General features: G+C 64.4%; 23 protein-coding genes. 8 read left to right on the top strand and 15 right to left on the bottom strand.

Annotated features, from left to right (window positions below):
- The 3 genes from fdhF to QA640_RS28855 are packed head-to-tail and all read right to left on the bottom strand — an operon-like array spanning nt 1 to nt 4,914.
- Nucleotides 1–2,874, bottom strand: a complete 2,874-nt coding sequence (gene fdhF, locus QA640_RS28865; protein ID WP_283036263.1) for a formate dehydrogenase subunit alpha — start codon at nt 2,872–2,874, stop codon at nt 1–3.
- Nucleotides 2,875–2,884: 10 nt separating this feature from the next.
- Nucleotides 2,885–4,441 carry an NADH-quinone oxidoreductase subunit NuoF gene (locus QA640_RS28860; protein ID WP_283036262.1) on the bottom strand — a complete coding sequence of 519 codons (1,557 nt, stop codon included), beginning with the start codon at nt 4,439–4,441 and terminating at the stop codon, nt 2,885–2,887.
- On the bottom strand, nt 4,438–4,914 hold the full coding sequence (locus tag QA640_RS28855; RefSeq protein ID WP_283036261.1) for a formate dehydrogenase subunit gamma: 477 nt from the start codon (nt 4,912–4,914) through the stop codon (nt 4,438–4,440). Before QA640_RS28855 ends, QA640_RS28860 begins: the two co-directional genes overlap by 4 nt.
- A gap of 223 nt (nt 4,915–5,137) precedes the next feature.
- Here QA640_RS28855 and QA640_RS28850 point away from each other — a divergent pair, with 223 nt between their 5' ends.
- A complete protein-coding gene (locus QA640_RS28850) occupies nt 5,138–6,031 on the top strand; it encodes a LysR family transcriptional regulator (protein ID WP_283036260.1) in 894 nt (297 codons plus the stop codon).
- Between the two features lie 6 nt (nt 6,032–6,037).
- Here the strand turns inward: QA640_RS28850 and QA640_RS28845 are convergent, their stop codons facing one another.
- The 12 genes from QA640_RS28845 to QA640_RS28790 form a co-directional block, all read right to left on the bottom strand.
- A complete protein-coding gene (locus QA640_RS28845; protein ID WP_283036259.1) occupies nt 6,038–8,365 on the bottom strand; it encodes an ATP-binding protein in 2,328 nt (775 codons plus the stop codon).
- Between the two features lie 222 nt (nt 8,366–8,587).
- Nucleotides 8,588–9,961, bottom strand: coding sequence for a cation-efflux pump (locus QA640_RS28840; protein WP_283036258.1), 1,374 nt, complete (start codon nt 9,959–9,961; stop codon nt 8,588–8,590).
- A gap of 100 nt (nt 9,962–10,061) precedes the next feature.
- Complete coding sequence (locus tag QA640_RS28835; RefSeq protein ID WP_283036257.1) at nt 10,062–11,030, bottom strand: zinc-binding dehydrogenase; 969 nt, start codon at nt 11,028–11,030, stop codon at nt 10,062–10,064.
- Between the two features lie 124 nt (nt 11,031–11,154).
- The gene (locus QA640_RS28830) at nt 11,155–12,150 is read right to left on the bottom strand and encodes a nitronate monooxygenase family protein (protein ID WP_283036256.1); all 996 of its coding nucleotides are present in this window, start codon (nt 12,148–12,150) and stop codon (nt 11,155–11,157) included.
- Nucleotides 12,151–12,474: 324 nt separating this feature from the next.
- Nucleotides 12,475–13,071 (bottom strand): hypothetical protein, encoded by a 597-nt coding sequence (locus QA640_RS28825; protein WP_283036255.1) that lies wholly within the window; start codon nt 13,069–13,071, stop codon nt 12,475–12,477.
- A 77-nt stretch (nt 13,072–13,148) separates the two neighbouring features.
- A complete protein-coding gene (locus tag QA640_RS28820; RefSeq protein ID WP_283036254.1) occupies nt 13,149–13,346 on the bottom strand; it encodes a hypothetical protein in 198 nt (65 codons plus the stop codon).
- A gap of 245 nt (nt 13,347–13,591) precedes the next feature.
- Nucleotides 13,592–14,383 carry a fumarylacetoacetate hydrolase family protein gene (locus tag QA640_RS28815; RefSeq protein WP_283036253.1) on the bottom strand — a complete coding sequence of 264 codons (792 nt, stop codon included), beginning with the start codon at nt 14,381–14,383 and terminating at the stop codon, nt 13,592–13,594.
- A complete protein-coding gene (locus QA640_RS28810; protein WP_283036252.1) occupies nt 14,380–15,393 on the bottom strand; it encodes a 2-dehydropantoate 2-reductase in 1,014 nt (337 codons plus the stop codon). Before QA640_RS28810 ends, QA640_RS28815 begins: the two co-directional genes overlap by 4 nt.
- Before the next feature lie 101 nt (nt 15,394–15,494).
- Entirely contained in the window at nt 15,495–15,920 is a 426-nt protein-coding gene (locus QA640_RS28805) for a CBS domain-containing protein (protein ID WP_283036251.1), read from the bottom strand.
- A 178-nt stretch (nt 15,921–16,098) separates the two neighbouring features.
- Nucleotides 16,099–17,415 (bottom strand): oxalate/formate MFS antiporter, encoded by a 1,317-nt coding sequence (gene oxlT / locus QA640_RS28800; RefSeq protein ID WP_283036250.1) that lies wholly within the window; start codon nt 17,413–17,415, stop codon nt 16,099–16,101.
- 258 nt (nt 17,416–17,673) lie between these two features.
- Nucleotides 17,674–18,960 (bottom strand): oxalate/formate MFS antiporter, encoded by a 1,287-nt coding sequence (gene oxlT, locus QA640_RS28795; protein ID WP_283036249.1) that lies wholly within the window; start codon nt 18,958–18,960, stop codon nt 17,674–17,676.
- 238 nt (nt 18,961–19,198) lie between these two features.
- A complete protein-coding gene (locus QA640_RS28790; protein WP_283036248.1) occupies nt 19,199–19,336 on the bottom strand; it encodes a hypothetical protein in 138 nt (45 codons plus the stop codon).
- A 482-nt stretch (nt 19,337–19,818) separates the two neighbouring features.
- Here QA640_RS28790 and QA640_RS28785 point away from each other — a divergent pair, with 482 nt between their 5' ends.
- The 7 genes from QA640_RS28785 to QA640_RS28755 all read left to right on the top strand — a co-directional run bounded on the left by QA640_RS28785 (nt 19,819) and on the right by QA640_RS28755 (nt 23,947).
- Nucleotides 19,819–20,709 carry a DUF1259 domain-containing protein gene (locus tag QA640_RS28785; RefSeq protein WP_283036247.1) on the top strand — a complete coding sequence of 297 codons (891 nt, stop codon included), beginning with the start codon at nt 19,819–19,821 and terminating at the stop codon, nt 20,707–20,709.
- 47 nt (nt 20,710–20,756) lie between these two features.
- Nucleotides 20,757–21,353, top strand: a complete 597-nt coding sequence (locus QA640_RS28780; RefSeq protein WP_283036246.1) for a Fe-Mn family superoxide dismutase — start codon at nt 20,757–20,759, stop codon at nt 21,351–21,353.
- A gap of 10 nt (nt 21,354–21,363) precedes the next feature.
- Nucleotides 21,364–21,600 carry a hypothetical protein gene (locus QA640_RS28775; protein WP_283036245.1) on the top strand — a complete coding sequence of 79 codons (237 nt, stop codon included), beginning with the start codon at nt 21,364–21,366 and terminating at the stop codon, nt 21,598–21,600.
- Between the two features lie 14 nt (nt 21,601–21,614).
- Nucleotides 21,615–21,791: a hypothetical protein gene (locus QA640_RS28770; RefSeq protein WP_283036244.1), complete on the top strand. Its 177-nt coding sequence runs from the start codon at nt 21,615–21,617 to the stop codon at nt 21,789–21,791.
- A 13-nt stretch (nt 21,792–21,804) separates the two neighbouring features.
- Nucleotides 21,805–22,086, top strand: coding sequence for a chromate transporter (locus QA640_RS28765; protein ID WP_283036243.1), 282 nt, complete (start codon nt 21,805–21,807; stop codon nt 22,084–22,086).
- Between the two features lie 17 nt (nt 22,087–22,103).
- A complete protein-coding gene (locus QA640_RS28760) occupies nt 22,104–23,102 on the top strand; it encodes a YncE family protein (RefSeq protein WP_283036242.1) in 999 nt (332 codons plus the stop codon).
- 131 nt (nt 23,103–23,233) lie between these two features.
- Nucleotides 23,234–23,947: a sulfite exporter TauE/SafE family protein gene (locus tag QA640_RS28755; RefSeq protein WP_283036241.1), complete on the top strand. Its 714-nt coding sequence runs from the start codon at nt 23,234–23,236 to the stop codon at nt 23,945–23,947.
- The last annotated feature ends 23 nt before the right edge of the window (nt 23,948–23,970 follow it).

Below are 23,970 nucleotides of genomic sequence, written 5' to 3'. Positions count from 1 at the left end.
CTACTCCGCAGCTTCCGCAGGCGCGATACGGCGGGAATGCCGCGCCTGCGCGTCATAGGCCTTCTGCCAGTCGGACGGTCCGTTGGACGGCGAGACCTGGACCGCGGTGACCTTGTATTCCGGACAGTTGGTCGCCCAGTCCGAATAATCCGTCGTGATGACGTTGGCCTGCGTGTCCGGGTGGTGGAAGGTGGTGTAGACGACACCAGGCGCAACGCGGTCGGTGATCTCCGCGCGCAGCGTAGTCTCACCGGCGCGGCTCTTCAGTCGCACCCAATCGCCATCGCGTACGCCGCGCTGCTCGGCGTCGTGCGGATGGATCTCGAGCCGGTCCTCCGTGTGCCAGACCACGTTGTCGGTGCGGCGGGTCTGCGCGCCGACATTGTACTGGCTGAGGATGCGCCCCGTCGTCAGCAGCAGCGGATAGCGCGGGCCCGTGCGCTCGTCGGTCGCAACATATTCGGTGACGACGAATTTGCCCTTGCCGCGGACGAAGCCGTCGACATGCATCACCGGCGTGCCCTCGGGCGCCTTCTCGTTGCAGGGCCACTGCACCGAGCCGAGCTCGTCGAGCTTGGCGTAGGAGACGCCGGCGAAGGTCGGCGTCAGCGCCGCGACCTCGTCCATGATCTCGGACGGGTGGTTGTAGTTCATCTCGAAGCCCATCGCCTTCGCAAGCCCGATGGTGACCTCCCAATCCGCAAGGCCGTTCTTCGGCGTCATCACCTTGCGCACGCGCTGGATCCGCCGCTCGGCGTTGGTGAAGGTGCCGTCCTTCTCGAGGAAGCTCGAGCCGGGCAGGAAGACATGGGCGTAGTTGGCGGTCTCGTTGAGGAAGAGGTCGTGGACGATGACGCATTCCATCGCCGAGAGCGCCGCCACCACGTGAGAGGTGTTCGGATCGGATTGCAGGATGTCCTCGCCCTGCACGTAGATCCCCATGAACGTGCCTTCGACCGCAGCATCGAACATGTTGGGAATACGCAGGCCCGGCTCGGGATTGAGCTTGACGTTCCACATCGCCTCGAACTGGTCACGCACGGCATTGCCGGAGATGTGACGATAGCCGGGTAGCTCGTGCGGGAACGAGCCCATGTCGCAGGAGCCCTGCACGTTGTTCTGGCCGCGCAGCGGGTTCACGCCGACGCCGGGCCGGCCAATATTGCCGGTCGCCATCGCGAGGTTGGCGATCGCGATCACGGTGGTCGAACCCTGGCTGTGCTCGGTGACGCCGAGCCCATAATAGATCGCGCCATTGCCACCGGTGGCGTAGGTCCGCGCCGCTTCGCGCAGCGCGTCGGGGTCGACGCCGGTGAGGATGGCGGTCGCCTCCGGGCTGTTGTTCGGCTGGGCGACGAAGGCCGCCCATTCCTCGAACTCGCTCCAGTCGCAGCGGTCGCGGACGAAGGCTTCGTTGACGAGACCCTCGGTGACGATGACATGGGCGAGCGCGGTGATCGCCGCGACGTTGGTGCCGGGCATCAAGGGCAGGTGCAGCGCCCTCACATGCGGCGATTCCACCATCTCGGTGCGTCGCGGATCGATCACGATCAGTTTTGCGCCCTGCCGCAGGCGCTTCTTCAGGCGGGAGGCGAACACCGGGTGCGCGGAGGCCGGGTTGGCGCCGATGATGACGACGACATCGGTATCTTCGACCGAGTCGAAGTCCTGTGTGCCGGCGGAGGTGCCGAAGGTGGTGGCCAGGCCATAGCCGGTCGGCGAGTGACAGACGCGGGCGCAGGTGTCGACATTGTTGTTGCCGAAGCCGGCGCGGATCAGCTTCTGCACCAGATAGGTCTCTTCATTGGTGCAGCGGGACGAGGTGATGCCGCCGATGGCGTCGCGGCCATACTTCGCCTGGATGCCGCGCATTTTCGCAGCGGCAAACGAGAACGCTTCGTCCCATGACACCTCGCGCCAGGGATCCTCGATCCGCTCGCGGATCATCGGCTTGAGAATGCGTTCCTTGTGGTTGGTGTAACCCCAGGCGAAACGACCCTTGACGCAGGAATGACCGCGATTGGCCTTGCCGTCCTTGTACGGCACCATGCGCACGACTTCCTCGCCGCGCATCTCGGCCTTGAAGGTGCAGCCGACGCCGCAATAGGCGCAGGTGGTGACGACGGAGTGCTCGGGCTGGCCGATTTCGATCACCGACTTTTCCGTCAGCGTCGCGGTCGGGCAGGCTTGCACGCAGGCGCCGCAGGAGACGCATTCGGAGCCGAGGAAGCTTTCGCTCATGCCGGGCGACACGCGGCTGTCGAAGCCGCGGCCCGCGATCGTCAGCGCGAAGGTTCCCTGCACCTCCTCGCAGGCGCGGACGCAGCGCGAGCAGACGATGCATTTGGAGGGATCGTAGGTGAAGTAGGGGTTGGATTCGTCCTTCGGCATCCAGGCCGCGTTGACCTCGCCGTTGGACTTGGCGAAGACGTGGTTCTCGCCCTCATAGCCGTAGCGCACGTCGCGCAGGCCGACGGCGCCGGCCATGTCCTGCAACTCGCAATCGCCGTTCGCGCCGCAGGTGAGGCAGTCGAGGGGATGATCGGAGATGTAGAGCTCCATCACGCCCTTGCGCAGCTTCTTCAGCCGCTCGGTCTGAGTGTGCACGACGAGGCCGTTCATCGCAGGCGTGGTGCAGGAGGCCGGCGTGCCCGCGCGGCCTTCGATCTCGACCAGGCAGAGGCGGCAGGAGCCGAAGGCGTCGACCATGTCGGTTGCGCACAGCTTCGGGATTTTGTGGCCGGCTTCCATCGCCGCGCGCATGATCGAGGTGCCCTCGGGCACCGAGATCTCTTTGCCGTCGATGGTCAGCGTGACCATCGTTTCGGATTTCGAGCGCGGCGTGCCGAAGTCGATTTCTTCGATCAGAGACATCGTTGTTCTCCTATTCCGCGGCCTGAAGCGTGGCCGGTGCCGGGCCAAAATCCTCCCGGAAGTGTTTGAGCGCGCTGAGCACGGGGTAGGGCGTGAAGCCGCCGAGGGCGCAGAGCGAGCCGAATTTCATGGTGTTGCAGAGGTCCTCGATCAGCGCGAGGTTTTCGCTCACGCGCTCGCCGCGCATGATCTTTTCGATGGTCTCGACGCCGCGGGTCGAGCCGATCCGGCATGGCGTGCACTTGCCGCAGGATTCGATGGCGCAGAACTCCATCGCGAAACGTGCCTGCTTGCGCATGTCGACGCTTTCGTCGAACACGACGATGCCGCCGTGGCCGATCAGGCCGTCGCGTGCAGCGAAGGCTTCGTAGTCGAACGGCGTGTCGAACAGCGCGCGGGGGAAGTAGGCGCCGAGCGGACCGCCGACCTGCACGGCGCGGACCGGGCGGCCGGTGAACGTGCCGCCGCCGATGTCCTTGACGAGCTCGCCGAGCGTCACGCCGAACGCGGTCTCGAACAGCCCGCCATGGCGGATGTTGCCGGCGAGCTGGATCGGCATCGTGCCGCGCGAGCGCCCCATGCCGAAATCCGCATAGGCCTTGGCGCCTTCCGCGAGGATGAAGGGGACCGCCGCGAACGACAGCACGTTGTTGATGACGGTCGGCTTGCCGAACAGGCCGTGATGCGCAGGCAGCGGAGGCTTTGCGCGCACGATGCCACGGCGACCTTCGAGGCTCTCCAGCAGTGAGGTCTCCTCGCCGCAGACATAGGCGCCGGCGCCGACACGCACTTCGAGATCGAAGCCTTGCGTGGAGCCGCCGATATTGGTTCCGAGATAGCCGCCGTGCTGTGCCGCCGCAATCGCTGCGTTCATCGCCTCGACGGCGTGCGGATATTCGCTGCGGATGTAGATGTAACCTTTGGTGGCGCCGACCGTCATCGCCGCGATGGTCATGCCCTCGATGACCAGGAAGGGATCGCCCTCCATGATCATGCGGTCGGCGAAGGAGCCGCTGTCGCCTTCGTCGGCATTGCAGACGATGAATTTGCGGTCCGCCTTGGCCTGCGCGACCGTCTTCCACTTGATGCCGGTCGGAAAGCCCGCGCCGCCGCGGCCGCGCAGGCCGGACGCTGTGACCTCGGCGAGGATCGCCTCGGAGCCGAGCGATAGCGCGCGCTCCAGGCCCTTGTAGCCGCCATGGGTGCGGTAATCCGCGAGCGAGCGGGGATCGATCACGCCGCAGCGCGCGAAGGTGAGCCGGGTCTGGCGCTTCAGCCAGGAAATCTCGTCTGCGATTCCAAGCCGCAGGGGATGCTGTCCGTTGCTCGCCATCGAGTCGAACATGGAGGAGACATCTTCCGGGCTGACCGGTCCGTACGCGACACGACCCCCGGGGGTTGCCACCTCGACCATCGGCTCCAGCCAACACAGCCCACGTGAGCCGGTCCGGACGATCTCGACTGGAAGGCCGCGCTGCTCGGCGACCTGCTCGAGCGCTGCGGCCACATCATCGGCGCCGACGGCGACGGCGGCCGCATCGCGGGGAACGAAGATCTGCAATTTCATCGCTGCGCCTCCGCAACCAGCGCATCGAGACGCTTGTCATCGAGCCGGCCGACGAGGCGGCCATCGAGCATCGCGGACGGGGCAGTCGCGCAGAGGCCGAGGCAGTAGATCGGCTCCAGCGTGACGCGATCGTCGGCAGTCGTGTTGCCCATCGATACGCCGAGCTTCGCCTCGGCGCGCGCCGCAAGCGCATCGCCGCCGGCAGCCTGGCAGGCTTCCGCGCGGCAGAGTTTCAGGACGTGGCGGCCGGCCGGCTTGTGACGGAAATCGTGGTAGAAGGTGAACACGCCATGCACCTCGGCGCGCGACAGATTGAGCGCCTGCGCGACCATCGGAATCGCCGCCTCCGGCACATAGCCGAACGCCTCCTGGAGCGCGTGGAGGATGACCAGCGTCGCGCCCTCCTGCTGAGCGTGCTCGGCGATGATCTCTGCACCGCGCGTTTCGTCCCATGGTTCGTAGACCGCTGTCATTCTTCGTTCTCAACTCGGTGTCCGACACGCCATGAGTATTTGGAATCATTCGAAAATCAATAAAGCTGTCTCATGCTGCGATCGGGAATCCTGATCGATTGGCGCGTGCAATCGGTCGATACGGAATGGTAATGAAACTTGTATCGGCTGCCGGTTTTTGCGTGTTGGTGCAGGCCGGGCGTGCTAGCTTGCACGCCACGCGCGAACCCAAGGGGACGGACGGTTGCTCGACAAGCTTGAACTTCTGCTGGCGCTGGCCAAGGAGCGGCATTTCGGACGCGCGGCGGAGGCCTGCGGCGTCACCCAGCCGACGATGTCGACCGGGCTCAAGCAGCTCGAGGAGATTCTCGGCGTCATCCTGGTCCAGCGCGGCTCGCGCTTCCAGGGCTTCACGCCCGAAGGTGAGCGGGCGCTCGATTGGGCCCGACGCATCGTCGGCGACGCCCGCGCCATGCGCGATGAGATCAACGGGCTGAAGCACAAGCTGTCCGGCGAGATCCGCATCGCGGCAATTCCGACCGCGCTCGGCATGGTGGCCTCGCTGACGACGCCGTTCCGCGCCAAGCATCCGGAGGTGCGTTTTCGCATCCAGTCGACCACTTCGTCCGAGGTGCTGGGGCTTCTCGAAAATCTGGAGGTCGATGCCGGGCTGACCTATATCGAGAACGAGCCGATCGGCAAGGTCCGCACCATTCCGCTCTACAACGAGAGCTATCGTCTCCTGACCGCGCCGGATGCGATGTTCGGCGACCGCGAGACCGTGACCTGGGCGGAGGTCGGCAAGGTGCCGCTATGCCTGCTGACGCCGGACATGCAGAACCGCCGCATCATCGACCGCGCGCTGCGCTCGGTGAACGCCGAGGCGACGCCGACGCTGACGTCGAACTCGCTGCTGGTGCTGTTCACCCATGTGAAGACCGGACGCTGGGCCAGCGTGATGCCGGCGAAGCTTGCCGAGACGCTCGGTCTTGCCGATACGGTCCGCTCGATCCCGATCATTGATCCCGAGGTCAACTACAGCATTGGCCTCGTGATCCCGCAGCGCGACCCGATGACGCCGCTGATCGCCGCGCTCGTCAACGTCGCGCGCGAGGTGGCGCCGGCGCTGCAATCCTGATCTGGGTCAGGCGGCCGCGGGAATCCTGGCTGAGGCCTTGGCATCGCGCGGCAGCGTGACGCGCACGACGGTGCCGATGTCGATCTTCGAGCGCAACCGCATCGTGCCGCCGTGCAATTGCGCGAGCGAGCGGGCGATCGCAAGCCCCAGTCCCGAGCCGTGATAGGTCTTGGTGAGCTGGCTCTCGACCTGCTCGAAGGGCCGGCCGAGCCGCGCCAGCGAATGCGGGGCGATGCCGATGCCGGTGTCGGCGATCATCAGCACGACCTTGTCCTCGAACTGCCGGCTGCGCACCACGATGCGGCCGCCGTCGGGCGTGAACTTCACGGCGTTGGAGAGCAGGTTGACGATGATCTGCTTGGTGGCGCGGCGGTCGGCCACGACCGAGATGATGTTCTCGATGTCGGCATCGAGCGTCAGGTTCTTGTCTTCGGCACGGCCCGAGACCACCCGTAGCGATTCCGCGAGCGTGCGCGACAGGTCGAGCTCCTCCATGTCGAGCTTCATGCGGCCGGCCTCGATCTTGGACATGTCGAGGATGTCGTTGATGACCTCCAGCAGATAGTGGCCGCTGGTGAGGATGTCCTGACAGTATTCCTGGTACTTCTCGCTGCCGAGCTCGCCGAACATGCCGCTTCCCATGATCTCGGAGAAGCCGATGATCGCGTTCAGGGGGGTGCGCAGCTCGTGGCTCATATTGGCGAGGAATTTCGACTTGGTCTGGTTGGCTTCCTCGGCGCGGGTCTTTTCGCGCTGGTATTTTTCGGCGAGGTCGGCGAGCTCGTTGGTCTGGCGCTCCAGTGCCGCCTGCGAGCGCTTCAGGTCGATGACTGTGGCGCGGAGGCGCAAATCGTTGTCGACGAGCTTCTGCTCGTGCTCCTTGATGCGCGTGATGTCGGTGCCGACCGAGACGTAGCCGCCGTCCTTGGTACGGCGCTCGCTGATGTGCAGCCAGCTGCCGTCGTCGAGCTGCGCCTCGAAGGTGCGGGCGCCCGGTCCTTGATTGGCCGTCTCGTTGTGGCGGGTGCGCACCTCCGGCATGCGGCCGACCTCGAGCACGGTCTCGTACGAGGTGCCGGGGATGACGGCCGAGTCCGGCAGCCTGTGCAGGCGCTGGAAGTGCGAGTTGCAGAGCACCAGGCGGTCGCTGTTGTCCCACAGCACGAAGGCTTCCGGGATCGTCTCGATGGCGTCGCGCAGCCGCAGGTCGGCTTCCACCGTTCTTTCGGCAAGGCTCTTCTGCTCGGTGATGTCGACGGCGATGCCGATCAGATGCATGGCGGAATCGCCCGTGGCGCGCGTGCGCTCGCAGCGCACGCGGAGCCAGATCCAGTGGCCGTCGACATGCTGCATGCGGAAACTCTGGTCGATGTGGTCGATCTGGCCCGAGATCAGCTGGTCGGCGATCGCGAACAGGTCGATGTCGTCCGACTTCACCAGCGCATTGACCTCGCCGAAGGTGAGGAGTTCGTTGCGGCCGTCGAGGCCCAGCATCGAAAACATCGACTGCGACCAGAAGATTTTGCCGCGCGAAAGATCCCAGTCCCAAAGGCCGCAGCGCCCGCGGTTGAGCGCGGTGTCGATCCGGCCACGCACGGCGTCGTTGATCAGGTCGCCCTCGCGGGCGCGGGTCGACTGCCAGTGGAAGGCGAAGCCGAGAATCAGGACGACGAAGCCGGTGGTCGCCGACAGCGTCACCGAGAGCGCGGCATCCGAGCCCCAGATCGGCTCGTTGCGCTCCTGGATCACGGTGACCTGACCGGGCAGCGACTTGATCGGCCGCGAGGTCGCCACCGCGCCGTTGCCGCTGGGTAGCGTGAGATCGGAGACGTCGTTCTGTTGCGGCGGCGTCGCCACCAGCTGCGCGGTGGTGATCGCATCGAGCAGGCGGTCGTTGCCGGCCGCGTCGGTGTCCACGGGAATGCGTGCGAGGATGCGGCGGTCGGTGCCGACGGAGGCGACGATGACGTGGCGGCCCGAGGCCGTGCCCCAGGAGGGAATGAGCTCCGGCAACAGCGTCGGCAGACGCTCGATGTTCTTCTGCCGGTCCATGCGCACCGAGGCGAGGCGATCGATGCGCTCGGCGAGCAGGTCGGCGAGCGCCTGAATGTCGTGCTTGATAACCAGGCGTTTCTGCCGGGACTGGTCGACGACCTGGACGAAGGCGCCGAGACAGATGGTGATGAGGAAGGCGATGATGAGCGTAGGCACAGCGCGCCGGAGCGCCGGCTCGGCGATCAGGAGCCGGTGGTAGGCCGGTTTCGCGATCGATTGCGCCAATCCCTTGATCGAATCGGATTGGACGCACGCGTTCGCGGCGTCTGCGCGCGGCATGCCTTCGGCCCCCAGGAGATATTGCTGCACCACAATTCGGAATGAAGCCCCCGCTCGCTTCCGAATCACAGCGATTTGAATCCAGTTTTCGCGCACTGTCGAGAGTCAACGAATCGTTAACGCGAAATAATTCTTATCCCATGGAGAGTTTGGGCAGCCGGCGTCGGCAATATTACGTGCACGGTGAGTCCGAAACGGGAACGTGTGACTCTTCGCGCTTCGTCACGCGCGCGGTGGCTCGGCGTGACTGATCACGCGCTTCACGCTCGGGAAGGCACGACGCAGCGCGCGCTCGATCTCGTCGACATGCTCATGCACCCTGATCACGCTCATGGACGGCGTGGCGCGGCAGTGGAAGTTGACGATCTCGCCGGCGTCGGTGTTGCGGACGCGCACATTATGGATGTCGTGGATCTCGCCCTCGCCGGCGAACTCCGCCAGCGCGGCGGCGATGGTCTGCACTCGCTCCGGCGCGGCGTCGACGCCGAACGGCAGTTCCGGTTCCAGCGGCTCGATATGGACGTCGACCTCGACGTCCTCGCCGAACTCCTCCTGGATGTTGCGCTCCAGCGTGTTGGCGATGTCATGGGCCGCGTCGAGCCGCATCTCGGCATCGACCTCGAGATCGATGCCGACGATCAGCTTGGCGCCGAGGTCGTGCACGGTGACGTGATGGATGGCGAGGCCCGAATTGCGCGCGATCACCATGATGCGGTCCCGCACGGTCTCGTTGTCGCGCGCCACGGGGACCGCGGTGAAGGTGAGGTCGGCGTCGCCGAACGCCTTGCCGACGGCGACTTGCGCGTTGCGCTTGATCTCCTCGACGCGATCGATCGGATAGGTCCGCGGCACTTTTGCGATGGTGTCGATGAAATGGGTCGCGCCGACCATGCGCACGCGCAGGCGCTCGACGTCGAGCACGCCGGGCACGCTTTTGATCACGGCCGTGGCCTTCTCCAGCGCGCCCTCGGGCGCGCGGTCGACCAGTGTCTGGACCGTGGAGCCTGCCATGCGCAGGCCGAGAGCTGCTATCATCACGGCGACGGCGGCAGCCGCCGCGGCGTCGCCCCACCAGAAGCCGAAGGCCGCGAGAATGAGGCCGGCGATGACGGCGAACGAGCCCATCACGTCGGAGGCAAAATGCAGTGCGTCGGCCGCGAGCGCCTGGCTCCGGGTCTCCCGCGCCGCGCGATGCAGTGCACGCGCCCGCCAGAGATTGACGACGATGTCCATCACCAGCACGACGAAGGGCACGGCCGAAATGGTCGGCGGCGGGGTACCCTCGCGGAGGCGGCTATAGGCCTCGACCAGGATGCCGCCAGCCAACACGTAGAGCAGGGCGGTGACGCCGAGCGCGGAGATGCTCTCGAGCTTGCCGTGGCCGTAGTGATGCTGGTCGTCCGCAGGCTTGTCGGACACCCGCACCACCGCCCAGGTGATGATGGTCGCGACCAGGTCGATCGAGGAATGCAGGGCCTCCGAGATCAGCGCCAGCGAGCCGATTGCGATCCCGACCACGAATTTGGCCGCCGCCATGCCGCCGCTGGCGAAGATCGAAATCGCCGCGACCGATGTCTTGCTGTGCCGTGCTGTCATGGCCGGGGATTTAGCAGGCCAACGCTGAACATCAAGCGACGATCCACAGGTGTAGTCGCAAGTGAGTTGCAAGAGCGGGACGGTTGCGAGCCTGCCGCCCTCACAGCGTCACGACGATCTTGCCGAGATGCTTATTGGCTTCCATATGCGCGAAGGCCTCATCAATGTCGTCGAAGGCAAACACCTTGTCGATTGGCAGTTGCAGCTTTCGGGCTTCAACCGCACTCCAGATGTCCTTGCGAACCTCCTCAAAAATCTCGCGGATCTCCTCGATGGTGCGGGTGCGGAAGGTGACACCGACATAGTTGATGCGGCGCGCCGCGTGCAGGTCGAAATTGAAGTCGGCATGGGTGCCGCCGAGCCGGCCGACATTGACGATGCGGCCCTTGACCTTGGTGGCGGCAAGGTTCTGGCTCGCGACCTTGCCCGAGACCTGGTCGATGATGAGGTCGACGCCTTCGCCGCCGGTTGCCTTCAGCACCAGGTCGACCCAGCCGGGGTCGGAGGAGTCGATCGCGAGATCGGCGCCGTAGTCGGTGAGCCGGCTGCGGCGATGGGCATCCGTCGACGATCCGATCACGAGCTTTGCGCCCTTGAGCTTGGCGATCTGCATCGCCATCAGGCCGACGCCGGAGCTCGCGCCCTGGATCAGGACGGATTGGCCCGGCTGAATCCCTCCGACGGTGACGACGGCGTTGTGCATGGTCGCGAGCGCGACGGGCAGGGTGGCGGCTTCCGCGAAATTCATGTTCGAGGGGGCGCGGAACAGGCGGCCGTGATCGGCGAGTGTGTACTCCGCGAAGGCCGCGGCGCCGGAGCCCATGATGCGGTCGCCGACCTTCACGCCCTTCGCGTCGGGCCCGAGGGCTGCGACTTCACCGGCCCATTCCATGCCGAGCACAGTGCCGACCCCGCCGGCCGCACCATGGGCGTGGCCCTTGCGCATGCCGGTGTCGGCGCGGTTGAGCGCGCAGGCGTGGACGCGAACCAGCACCTGCGTGCCCTTGGGCGTTGGTTGAGCGATGTCGGAAATCGCTGGTCCGTTAGGGCCATAGACGTAGGCCTTCATGCGTTACCTCCCGATCGTGATGAACCTGTTGAACCGAGAGCGGTGCCATGTCGCCTCTCCCCGCGTGCGGGGGGAGGAGCGCACCTTGGGCGTGCCGACAGCCATGTTCAAGTTTTCACAGGTCCTATTCCGCAGCCTGCACCGCCAGTTGAACGATCATGCCTTCGAGCCGGTTCCTGATGATGGCTTCCGCCTCGCGCACGATGCGGGAGATGAGTTCGGCGCAGCTCGGGATGTCCTGGATCAGTCCCTGCACCTGGCCTGCCGACCAGATGCCTTCGTCCGAATTGCCGGTCGCGTAGACCATCTTGCCGCGGGCGCCCGCCACCAGCTCGCGGATGTCCTCGAACTTCGCACCTTCCTTCTCCATGGCGACGACTTTGGTGGAAATCGCGTTCCTGGCGACGCGCGAGGTGTTGCGCATGGTGCGGAAGATCAGCTCGGTCGCGCGCTCGTCATTGGCGACGATCTTTTCCTTGATGAGCTGGTGGATCGGGCTCTCCCTGGTCGCCATGAAACGGGTGCCCATGTTGATGCCGTCGGCGCCGAGCGCCAGCGCCGCCACGAGGCCTCGCGCGTCGGCAAAGCCGCCCGAGGCGATCATCGGGATCTTGACCTTGTTGGCGGCGGCCGGAATCAGGATCAGGCCGGGCGTGTCGTCCTCACCGGGATGGCCGGCGCACTCAAAGCCGTCGATCGATATGGCATCGACGCCCATCCGCTCGGCGGAGAGGGCATGGCGGACGCTGGTGCATTTGTGCACGACCTTGACGCCGTGCTTCCTGAACTCGTCGACATGCTCCTGCGGCTTGTTGCCGGCGGTCTCGACCACCTTGATGCCGGCCTCGATGATCGCAGCGCGATATTCGGCATAGGGCGGCGGCTTGATCGCAGGGAGGATGGTGAGATTGACGCCGAACGGTTTGTCGGTCAGCTCGCGGCAGCGCGCGATCTCCTTGGTGAGGTCCTCGGGCGTCGGCTGGGTCAGCGCCGTGATGAAGCCGAGCGCGCCGGCGTTCGCCACCGCCGCGACGAGCTCGGCACGCCCGACCCACTGCATGCCGCCCTGCACGATCGGATGCTCGACCCCGACGAGCTCGGTGAAACGTGTCTTCAGCATGGGGGCCCTCAGTTTCCTCGGGCGCGTGACGGCCCGTTATCGATTGATTTCGGCGGCAGGATGCCGCCGGGTCCGGCAAAAGTCTAATTCGCAGGACGTGCGGCCAGGGCAGGGCGATCATGCGCGGGGCGGGGATGATTCCGTGGAGCGGATAATTTTTGTCATACGGCAGACGCTACAACCTCCGCTGTGATGCACGCGAAGGCGCGGCATCCGGAGAGCAGGACGAGGATGAAGGACATCAGGGCTGCGACAACGTGCTTGAGGGCTGCGTGTCGTTTGTCGCGCTGTGAACCGTCCGGGTTCGAGCCCTGTGAGCGCGCGCTACTCCGGCGCGAGCTCGACCATCTGGCGGCCGGCGTTCATTTCCTTCAGCTTGTTGACGTACTCCTCGGGGCGCTGCCAGCGCATCGGGACCTTCAGTCCCATGAACTCCGCGATGTTGCCGATGAACCCCGTGCAGTTCATGGTCTCGGCGTTCCAGACCGGCGAAGTCTCCTGCAATTTTTTGATGTAGGCGAACACCCGCTTGGCGTCGGCCTCGTTCAGATAGACGCGGTAGCTCGCCGTCAGATATTCCGGATCGAGGTCGCCATAGCTCGCGCCGGTCTCCGAGGGAACCGGGATGATGTGGCCGAGGGCGTAGGTCAGCGTGTCGCCCGCGGGCGTCAGGCCTGCGACCTCGACGGCGCGCTCGCTGGTCTTGCCGTACCAGACGAAGGCGTGTCCCCAGCTCGCCGCGGTCCTTGCCCTGAAGTCCACGTAGTACGGGCCCTTCACCTGACCCGGCTTCGACCGGGCAGGCGCGTCACGGGACGCAAGCGCATTCGCGTCAGCGCTGCGCTTGCGCGCCTCATGGGCGGTAGCCGACTGGATCGTGCAAACGAGCGAGAGGACTGCGCATCCCGCAAGGAGGCGCAACCCCGATCTCTGACGTGTGATTGCCACGCTTCGCCTTTCAACCGTCGACAACAGCGGATTTGGGGATGCGTGAGGCTTCAGTAGCGCGCGGCGACGGGGCCGGGCGCCTTGCCGATCGGGGCCTTGCCAATTGGCGATTTGCCGATCGGCATCTTGCCGATCGGAGCCGGCCCCTGCGGATAGACCGGCACGGGCTGACGGCGCGGCAGATCCGCGGCGCTCGCGGCCGTCACCAGGGCAAGCGTTGCGCCCATTGCAATCACGATTTTCTTCACTGGTAGTTCCCCTTTGAGATCAGACAAAGCACGGCCGTAGCCTGCCGCGCTCCCCAAGCAAGTCGAAGATGGGTGTCGGAATGCGTCGACAGTGCGGCGAACGCGCGGCTTGTTGAGGGAATATGTTTGCTGCGCGCGTGGTGAGAGTGACGCCTGAACTTGTAGACCGGACGGAGCGCAGCGCAATCCGGGGCCGCGCGCCCCGCATTCCACTGCGCTCCATGCGGGCTACGGGACGGGCGCGGCTACAGCCGAAACTCGTTCGTCAGCTCGCCGATGCCGTCGATCGCGACGGTCACGGTGTTGATGGGCTCCTTCATCACGCCGACACCGACGGAGGTGCCCACTACAATGAGATCGCCCGGAAGCAGGGTCATGTCGTGCGAGATCTTGCTAACCAGCTCCTGCGCGCTGAAGATCATGTCGGAGATCGGATAGTTCTGCCGCTCCGCGCCGTTGAGGATGGTGCGCACGACGAGCTTGGCGGGATCGAGGCCGGTTGCGATCACCGGGCCGAACGGGCCGTAGTCGTCGATGCCCTTGGCGCGGGCCCATTGCGCGAAAGTGGGATCGCGGCTGAGGATGTCGTTGGCGGTGATGTCGTTGACGCAGGTGTAGCCGAAGATGAAGGCGTCGGCCTCGGCTTTCGAGACGCGGCTGCAGGTCTTGCCGATGACGATGCCGAGCTCGCCTTCATACGTGGTCTTGCCGTCATAGGAGGAAGGGCGCCGGATCACGGCGCCGGGCGTTGTGATGCTGGTGGTGGCCTTCAACAGATACAGCGGCTCCGCCGGCTCGGGCTGATTGAGCTTTACGGCGAGCGCGTGAAAGTTGTTCCAGAGCGCGACGATCTTGCTCGGCGCGCACGGCGCGAGCAGCTCGACCTCGCCCAGTAACAGCACCTTGCCGTTCGGCGCGTTGCGGCCGAACATCTCGCCGTCATGCACGGCGATGCCGCCTGGCGTGAGTGTTCCGAACCCCGTCGCGCCGGAATGGCGGAAGCGGAGCCATTTGTTCGGGCCGGTCACGCTCATCATGCCACCGCCTTGGTTTCGGCCGGCATGGTGACGCCGTCATAGAGGCCGGCGATCCGGGCGCGCTGGGTGACCATGGCGAGCACGGAATCGAGCGCGGGCGTCGCGACGCCGGTCATGCGGCCCATCTCCTGGACCACGGTGACGAGCGGATCGATCTCCATCGGGCGGCCGCGCTCGAGGTCCTGGAGCATCGAGGTCTTATGCGCGCCGACCTTGCGGGCGCCCTCGATGCGGCGCTCGACGTCGACGCGGAATTTCACGCCAAACGTCTCGGCAATCGCCTGCGTCTCCAGCATGACCGCGCGCGACAGTGCGCGCGTCGCAGGATCGGTGCAGATCACGTCGAGGGTTGCATGGGTGAGCGCGCTGATCGGGTTGAAGCAGACATTGCCCCAGAGCTTGAGCCAGATCTCGTCGCGGATGCGGTCGAGCACCGGCGCCTTCATGCCGGCGGCGACGAAGAGACCGGCCAAGCGCTGAACGTCGGGCGTGATCTCGCCGGAGGGCTCGCCGAGCGGAAAATTGTTGCCGTAGACGTGGCGGATCACGCCGGGCGCCTCGATCTCGGTGGCGGGATAGACGATGCAGCCGATGGCGCGCTCGGCGCCCAGCTCGCGCCACTGCCTGCCGCCGGCATCGATGCTCTCGAGCGTCGAGTTCTCGTATTGGCCGCCATGCTTGTAGAAGTACCAATAGGGGATGCCGTTCACCGCGGTAACGATGCGGGTGCGCGGCCCGAGCAGCGGCTGCATCTTCTCGATCACGCCGGTGATCGAATGCGCCTTCAGCGTGACGATTACGTAGTCCTGCACGCCGAGCTCGGCCGCGTTGTCGGTGCAGCGCGGATGCACCACGTGCTCCTCGCCATCCATGAGCAGCGTGAGGCCGCGTTCGCGCATGGCGGCGAGGTGAGGGCCGCGCGCAACGAGGCTGACGTCGGCGCCGGCGCGCTTAAGCTGCACTCCAAGATATCCGCCGATCGCGCCGGCGCCGTAGATGCAGATCTTCATGAAATCCTCGCGAGCCAAAATCCGTTTTTGAGGCACGACAATCCCTGGCCGGCTCGGATGATCCGAGCCGGATTTGGAAGTCGCAGTGGTCGTTTAAGAGGCTAGGCGGCGTGCGGCGTGGTGACCGTGGCCTCATCGAAGGCAGCCGCGAGATCGCGCATGCTGACGACGCCGAGGAGGCTGTATTCGTCGATCACGGGCAGATGCCGGATGTGATTTCGGTTCATGAGATGGCGGACATGCTCGAGCGTGTCGGTCGTCGTGCAGGAGACGAGCTGCTGCACCGAGATGAGCTGTGAGACTTTCACATTGATGCCATCCGCGCCATGCTCGGCGATCGCGCGGACCACGTCGCGTTCCGTGAACATGCCGACCGCGGTGTTGCCTTCGGAGCGGACGACGTCCTTGACCACCAGCGCGCTGATGTTGTTGGCCCGCATCAGCTTTGCGGCAATACCCACCGTTTCGTTCATACGCACCGTGACGACCCGTGACGTCTTTTTGCGCAGAATGTCTCCGACCAGCATTGCAACCTCCCTGGGTGAGTGATCTGAGAATAATCTGGTATACATTATGCCAATCGTCAAGCGCTCGATTTGGCGCGGCCGAAAAATCTTGCGGCAGCAATGCTGACGTTAGTCCTCAGACACAAAGAAGGGGGCGCACTGCTGCGCCCCCTTGATATATGCGACCGTTGTGCGCGCGCTATGCCGTCTTTGCGTTGGCCGTCGCCGCCTCGGTCGTGGCGACTTCCTTGCCGAGGATGAAGGAGCGGCGCAGCGGCTTGATCACGAACACCGCCGTCAGTGCCGCCGTCGCGTTCAGTGCGACGGCAACGACGAACACCGCCTTCCAGCCATAGGTCGCCGAGATCACGCTTGCGAGCGGCACCAGCAACGAGGCGGTGCCCTTCGCGGTGTAGAGCATGCCGTTGTTGGTGGTTGCGAACTTCGAACCGAAGGTGTCGCCGGAGGTCGCGGGGAACAGCGAGTAGATCTCTCCGAACACGCCGAAGTAAACGGCCGTTGCCAGCACGAACACGATCGGCACGTGGCCATAGGCCGACAGCGTCAGCAGCATCAGGGCGGCCGTGCCGAAGGCGATGAACATGGTGTGCTCGCGGCCGATATTGTCGGAGACCCAGCCGAAGAACGGACGGCCGAAACCGTCGAAGATGCGGTCGAGCGAGATCGCGAAGGTCAGCGCCGCCATCTGAAAGCCGGCAAGCGTGACCGGCGTGTTGGCGATCCCGAAGTCATGCGCGATCGGCGCGATCTGGGCCGCGGTCATCAGGCCGCCGGAGGCAACCATCACGAAGACCGCGTACATCACCCAGAAAATCGGGCTGCGCAGCACTTGCGGAGGGGTGAAGTCGATCTTGGTCTGCGGCAGGTTGAGCTTCTTCTTCTTCGGCGGCACGAAGATCGAAGGCGGCTGGATGAAGAAGGCGAGCACGAAGACGATCAGCCCCTGGCCGATGCCGAAGGTGAAGAATGCGCTCTGGTAGCCGGACGATGCGATCATGCTGGCGATCGGCACCACGGTGATCGCAGCGCCTGCACCGAAGCCTGCGGCAGTCGCGCCGGCAGCAAGGCCGCGACGGTCAGGGAACCATTTCAACGCATTGCCGACGCAGGTACCGTACACCGCGCCCGCGCCCATGCCGCCGACGACGGCAGCGGCGTAGAGGAAGGTGAGCGAGTCGGCGTAGGAGTTGAGCACCCAGGACAGCGCGATCATCACGCCGCCGAACATGATCACGATGCGCGGGCCGTATTTGTCGACGAACCAGGCCTCGATCGGCACGAGCCAGGTTTCGGTCACCACGAAGATCGTGAAGGCGAGCTGGATCGCGGCGCGACCCCAGTGATGCTTGGCGTCGATCGGATCGACGAACAGCGTCCAGCCATATTGCAGGTTCGCGATCATCGCCATGCAGACGATGCCCATCACGAGCTGGAGCCAACGGAAACCACTTCGAAGAGGCGCGGCCGTGACGGCGCCGTCCGTGCTGGAAATCATCAACAACCTCCCAACGCGCTGCCTGTTGTTATCCGGCGTCGGCAAGACGACGGAGTGTCGCAAATCTTGTGGCGTATGGTCGCAAGCGCGGCGCGGAGCTTGGTATACCATATCCCAGAATGCAAGCCCTATCTTGCAGTGCGTTGCAACAAAATGCACCGGTTCCTTCGGATTATGCGCAGTTCGAACTTCTCTCTAAAAACGAAGCGCCCGACCCCAAGGGCCGGGCGCAGCGCGCGAGATTGACGAGGTGAGGACCTATGCGGATGCCTGCGCGACCACCACCTTGCGCCAGGGTTTCAGCACCAGGATCGCAAGCAGCGAGGCCAGGATGTTGGCGCCGGCCGCGATGATGAACACGTTGTCCCAATGGCCCGAGGTCTGCTGCACATAGTTGGCCAATGGAACAAGGAGTGCGGCCGTGCCCTTCGCGGTGTAGAGCAGGCCCGCATTCGTGGTCGCGAATCTTGCGCCGAACGTGTCGGTGCAGGTCGAGGGGAACAGCGAGTAGATCTCCCCCCAGGCGAAGAACACGAAACCCGACAGCAGCACGAACCAGACGGGATCATGGCCCCAGAGGTAGAGCATCCAGATGCCGATGCCTTCCATGCCGAAGGCGATGAACATCGTGTTCTCGCGGCCGATCATGTCGGAGATCCAGCCGAAGAACGGACGCGTCAGGCCATTGAGCACGCGGTCGATCGTGGCTGCGAACGTCACCGCTGTCATGGTCATGCCGACGAGCGTGACCGGAATGGCGTCGACCTTCCAGTCGACCGCGATGGGCTTCAGGTTCGCCGTCACCATCAAGCCGCCGGCGCCGACGATCACGAACATGAAGTACATCAGCCAGAAGATCGGCTGCCGCAAGACTTCGGTTGGCTGGAAGTTGCGGCGGCTCTGCATGAGCGCGGCATTCTGCACCACATTCGGCACCTGGCCCGGCTTCGGCGCGAGCAGGAAGAAGGCGAGAATGCAGATGATGATGCCTTGGCCGAGGCCGAAATAGAGGAAGGTGGACTGGAAGCCACTGTCCTTGATCATCGCCTGAATCGGGGCGACCGTGAGCGCGGAGCCGGCGCCGAAGCCGGCCGCCGTGAGGCCGGCGGCTAGTCCCCGCTTGTCCGGAAACCATTTCAGCGCGTTGCCGACGCAGGTGCCATAGACGGCGCCGGCGCCGATGCCCGCGATGATCATGCCGAGATAGTAACCGTTCAGCGTGGTCGCCTTGGCGTTGATCATCCAGCCGATCGCGCAGAGCACGCCGCCGACGAGCACGACGATGCGCGGACCATATTTGTCGACGAACCATCCCTCGACCGGCACGAGCCAGGTCTCGAACAGCACGAACAACGTAAAGGCCCACTGGATCGAAGCGCGGTCCCAGCCGAATGTTTTCTGGATGTCGGGGACGAAGAACGTCCAGCCGTATTGGTAGTTCGCGATCATCACCATCGCGGCGACGCCGATCGCGAGTTGAGCCCAGCGATAGGTGTCGCTGACGCGTGCCGCCGTGGGCGCCGCTGCTTGAACCATGTCCGTCATGAATCCTCCAGATGCGCTTCTCTTTTATTGCGAGCGCTGTAGAGGCATTCTTGTATTCATTATGCCAAGCTTCAAGCGCCCGACGGCTCGCCGTGCGCTTTTGCCGCAACCAGCTTGAATCGAGGTCACGTCACGAGCCGCGGGTGCAAATAGAAATGGCCCCGCCGAGAGGGGCCATTCATCGAAGGTCGCAATTCGGAAGATTCAGATCTGGCGCGACAATTCGACGCGCGAGGCTTCAAAGGCCGAAGCGGGGCTGGTCGCCGTTGCGGATGGAGATCTCGGCGCTCGCCATCAGCAGGCGGTCGATCGCGGCCATGAAGCGGCCGATCAGAGAGCTGGAGGGCTCGAGCACGACAGCGGCGGACTTGGACATCGGAAGTTCCTTTCCCAAGACGGTCAATATTGCTGTCCCGTCTTGGGAGTTTTATGTATACCAGATGCCAGTGGCAACCAATTTGTTTGCATAGCAGCATTTGATATACTGCATTGCAGCATAATCGCCTCCTAAAGGCGGCCATTCCGGGCATAAAACCGCCAAAACGGGAGCCAAGACCGGGCCGTTTCGGGCCATCGCCATCTCAGGGCTCGCTCGGCATCACCCAGATTGACGCCGGCGGCGACAGGGTCTTTATTGATGTTGCGGGGGTGTGCGATCTCCCCGTGAGGCGACATGCCCAAGCATCGCGTCCTGGTCACCAAGGGCGCAGCATGTCGGCAATCAACCCGATTTCATCTGATCGATTGCGTGGGCTAACGGCGAGCGCGCCGGCGCTTGCCGATGCGCGCCGACCCTTCGGACGAACGCAGCTTCACGTTCAGTATCACCTGGGGCAGGTCACAACCAGGAGAACGATCATGCGGAAACACATCATCTCTTGCGCGGCCCTGCTGGTCGTGAGCGGTCTTTCACCGGTGCGGGCGCAGGACGTCGATTGGCAAAAAGTCGATAGCACGCTCGGCCGAAAGCCGGCCGTTGCCGACGACGTGCATCGTTACGGCTTTCCGCGCAGCGATCTTGCCGTGACGCTCGACGGCGTGACGATCAAGCCGGCGCTCGCGCTCGGCGGCTGGGTCGCCTTCAAGCCCGCCCATGGCGGCGCGATGATCATGGGCGATCTGGTGCTGCTCGAGTCCGAGATCAATCCGGTGATGGCGAAGATGATCGCGAGCGGGCTGCAGATCACCGCCGTGCACAATCATCTGCTGCGCGCGAGCCCGGCGACGTTCTACATGCATGTCGCCGGACATGGCGATCCAACGAGACTCGCCGCGGCCATCCATGACGGGCTCGCCGAGAGCAAGACGCCGCTCACGGTCGCCGCGCCGTCCGGCCCGCCGCCCGCGGTCGATCTCGACACGGCGCAGCTCGATCAGATCATCGGCGTCAAGGGACAGGCCAATGGCGGCGTCTACGCGTTCACCGTGCCGCGTCGCGATCCCATCAGCGAAGGCGGCATGCCGCTCAATCCGGTCGGACCGCTGGGAGTTGCGACCGGCATCAACTTCCAGCCGACCGGCGGCGGCAAGGCAGCCATCACCGGCGATTTCGTCCTGACGGGCGAGGAGGTGAATCCGGTGATCGCGGCGCTCAAGGCGAACGGCATCGAGGTGACGGCGCTGCACAGCCACATGCTGGACGAGCAGCCGCGGCTGTTCTTCATGCATTTCTGGGCCAACGACGACGCGGTCAAGCTCGCCAAGGGCCTGCGCGCCGCGCTCGACAAGACCGCAAGCACGAAGAGCTGAGGCAAGGGTCGCAGCTCCGGTGACGGGAGCGATAAAGGAGTCGAGGCATGTCTTACCAAGCCAAGCCGATGCCGTTCGATCCAAAGTCGATCAGCGGCATCTCTGAAAAAATACTCGTGAGCCACTATGAGAACAACTACGTCGGCGCGGTGAAACGGCTCAACGCGATTGGCACGCAGCTCACCGAGCTCGACTTTGCCAAGGCGCCGAACTTCGTCATCAACGGCCTGAAGCGCGAAGAGCTGATCGCGTCGAACTCGATGATTCTGCACGAGGTCTATTTCGACGGCCTCGGTGGTGGGGGCGGACCGAGCGGCGCGCTCGCCGACGCGATTGCGCGTGACTTCGGCAGCGTGGAGCGCTGGCGGACGGAATTCGCGGCGATGGGCAAGGCGGAAGGCGGTGGCTCGGGTTGGGTGATACTTTCCTATTCACCCCGCGACAAGCGGCTCATCAACCAATGGGCCGCCGATCACACGACAACGCTTGCCGGTGGTCGCCCGGTGCTGGTGCTCGACATGTACGAGCACGCCTATCACATGGACTTCGGTGCTGCGGCGGCCCGCTATGTCGACGTCTACATGGAGGCCATTCGCTGGGATAACGCCGCCAAACTGTACGAACGATACGCGAGGGAAACCTGAGGAGGGGCGCATGAACGAACAAAGAGACCCCGATCGCAAAATCGAGGTGGCATGCGCCGGCGAGCTTGCCTCCTTGGCCGATTTGCCGGTCTTCGATGAAGCGCGGGAAGTGATGAAGCCGCGTGACGTCATCGTCTTCTGCGGCGACGCGGAGCAGGTCAGAGCGGGCTTCGCGCTCGCGCTCCACGCCATGCAGGCCCGAGACGATCTGCTGATGACCTGCAACAAGAAACGAGAGTTGAAGTGAAGGAGGAAACGCGAATGAGAAGCTTTGCTATTGCAATGTCGGTGCTGGCTGCGCTGCTCGCGAGCGAACACGCGGTCCAGGCTCAAACCTGCAAGGTCTGCGCCGAGCAGCGCGCCGCATGCATGAAGAACTATGCCGGACCGGCATGCAAGACCGAGTACCAGATGTGTCTCAAATCCTGCAAGAAATGACGGCGACGAGCTCGTGCTGATCGCAGCACCTCTGCTTGCGCGCCATCGCGGCAATGCAAATGTGCAGGGTTTCGTTAAAGGCGCCTATGCCGCGGCGATTGGGACGATTCTGGGTGCGTGCATCCTGCTCGGGCGCATCGCGATCGGGGATTGGCTGACGACGCTGGTCGGAATTGGCTCGCTCGCGATTCTGTTCCGCTGGAAGGTGAGCAATCCGCTCCTGATTGCGGCAACCGCAGTCGTCGGCTTGACCGCCTATCCGATCCTGCAACCAGGGTGGGTGATGGTGCACTAATTGAACGCGAGGGCGCAATGATGTGCCATTGGTTCCGGACGTTGGCGGTGGCCGGCATCGTGCTGGGCGGTGCCGTGATGTCTGCCCGGGCAGAAGAGGGCAGCCCCTTGCAACTCGAGGCCAAGATTCTGCTCGGCCACGTCCGGGGTCGGATCGATCACATGGCGGTCGATTTGAAGCGACAACGGTTGTTCGTAGCCGAGCTCGGCAACGACAGCCTTGGTGTCATCGATCTCGCCAAACGCAACCTGGTGCGGACGATATCCCGGTTGAGCGAGCCGCAAGGCGTTGGTTATGAGCCGTCGACCGACACGCTCTTCGTCGCCAATGCTCGGGACGGTTCGGTCAAGCTGTTCGATGGCAACGACTACGAGGCGAGGGGACAAATCGAGCTTGGAAGCGATGCCGATAATATCCGCATCGATGCCGCTGCCCGACGGGTCATCGTCGGCTACGGCGACGGCGCTCTGGCATACCTCGATGCCGCGACTCGCAACAAGGTCCAGAACACGCCGCTGAAGGCGCACCCGGAGAGCTTCCAGCTCGATCCCGACACGAATCGAATCTTCGTCAACCTTCCCAATGCTCGCGCAGTCGCCGTGGTGGACGGAAAATCCGCAAAGCAGCTTGCCAGCTGGCCGGTGGATAGGGGCGGAAACTACGCGATGGCGATCGACCGCGAGCGAAATCGGCTTCTCGTGGCGTTCCGTAGTCCACCCGGGCTCGGCGTCTTGGAGCTTGCCGACGGCAAGGCCATCGGGATCGTCGACACCTGTGGAGACGTCGACGATCTCTTCGTCGATGCCAGGCGCAAGCGTGTCTATGTCAGCTGTGGCCAGGGTTATGTCGACGTGCTCGAGGCGAATGGCATGGCGTATCAAAGAATCTCACGTATTCCGACCGTAGCCGGTGCACGAACGTCGCTGTTCATTCCCGAGATTGATCGGCTGCTCGTGGCCGTCCGAGAGAGTTTCGCGGGGCCGGCGGCGATCTGGATGTTCAGGCCGGTACCTTGAAGAAGCAGACAGCCGGGAGTTCGGCATGGCATCTGCCGCAATAGCTTGACGACCTCGGGGACATGCTGGCCTCCCCATCAGATGGACCTCCATCCAAGTGCTCGCAACCCTCGTTCGGGGGGAGTGACCCTATGGATGGATTTGTCTTCGCGCTGTTTGCGCTTGCCGCGCTCCTCGGCGGCTTCGTCAGTGGTTTCTCCGGCTTCGCCATGGGGCTCGTCGTATCCGGCGTGTGGCTGCACATCATCACGCCGATGCAGACCGCCACGCTGATCGCAGGCTATGGCCTGCTCACGCAGGGCTACGGAATCTTCAAGCTGCGGCATGTGCTCGACCTGCAGAAAGCCTGGCCGCTCGCGCTCGGCACCGTCATCGGCATCCCGATCGGCGTCAGCATTCTCGCCTATCTCAACCCGGCCCACCTGCGCTTCGGCGTCGGCATTTTGCTGATGCTCTATGCGATCTACGGGCTGACCCGGCCCGTGTTCGCTCCGATGAAGATCGGCACCGGGGCCGACATCGCGATCGGCATCTCCAACGGCCTGCTCGGCGGCCTGACCGGGCTCGGCGGCATCATCTCGACGATCTCCTGCCAATGGCGCGGTTGGCCCAAGGACGTGCAGCGCGCCGTGTTTCAGCCGGTGCTGTTCGTGGCCTTCGTGGTCATCTCGCTGTCTCAGGCCGCCGCCGGCACCATCACCAGGGATACGCTGGTGCTGTACGCGCTGGGCGTGCCGTTCCTGGTCGCCGGCCTTTGGTCGGGCTTCAGGCTGTTTGGAAAAATCAACGACGAGACATTCCGCAAGACGGTGCTGGTGCTGCTGCTGTTCGCGGATTGTCGCTGATCGTCTCGGTGCTGCCGTTTGCC

This window comes from Bradyrhizobium sp. CB82, assembly GCF_029714405.1.
Classification (GTDB): domain Bacteria; phylum Pseudomonadota; class Alphaproteobacteria; order Rhizobiales; family Xanthobacteraceae; genus Bradyrhizobium.
The sequence above is the reverse complement of the archived record's forward strand: the minus strand, read 5'-3'. Positions and strand labels throughout refer to the sequence as shown.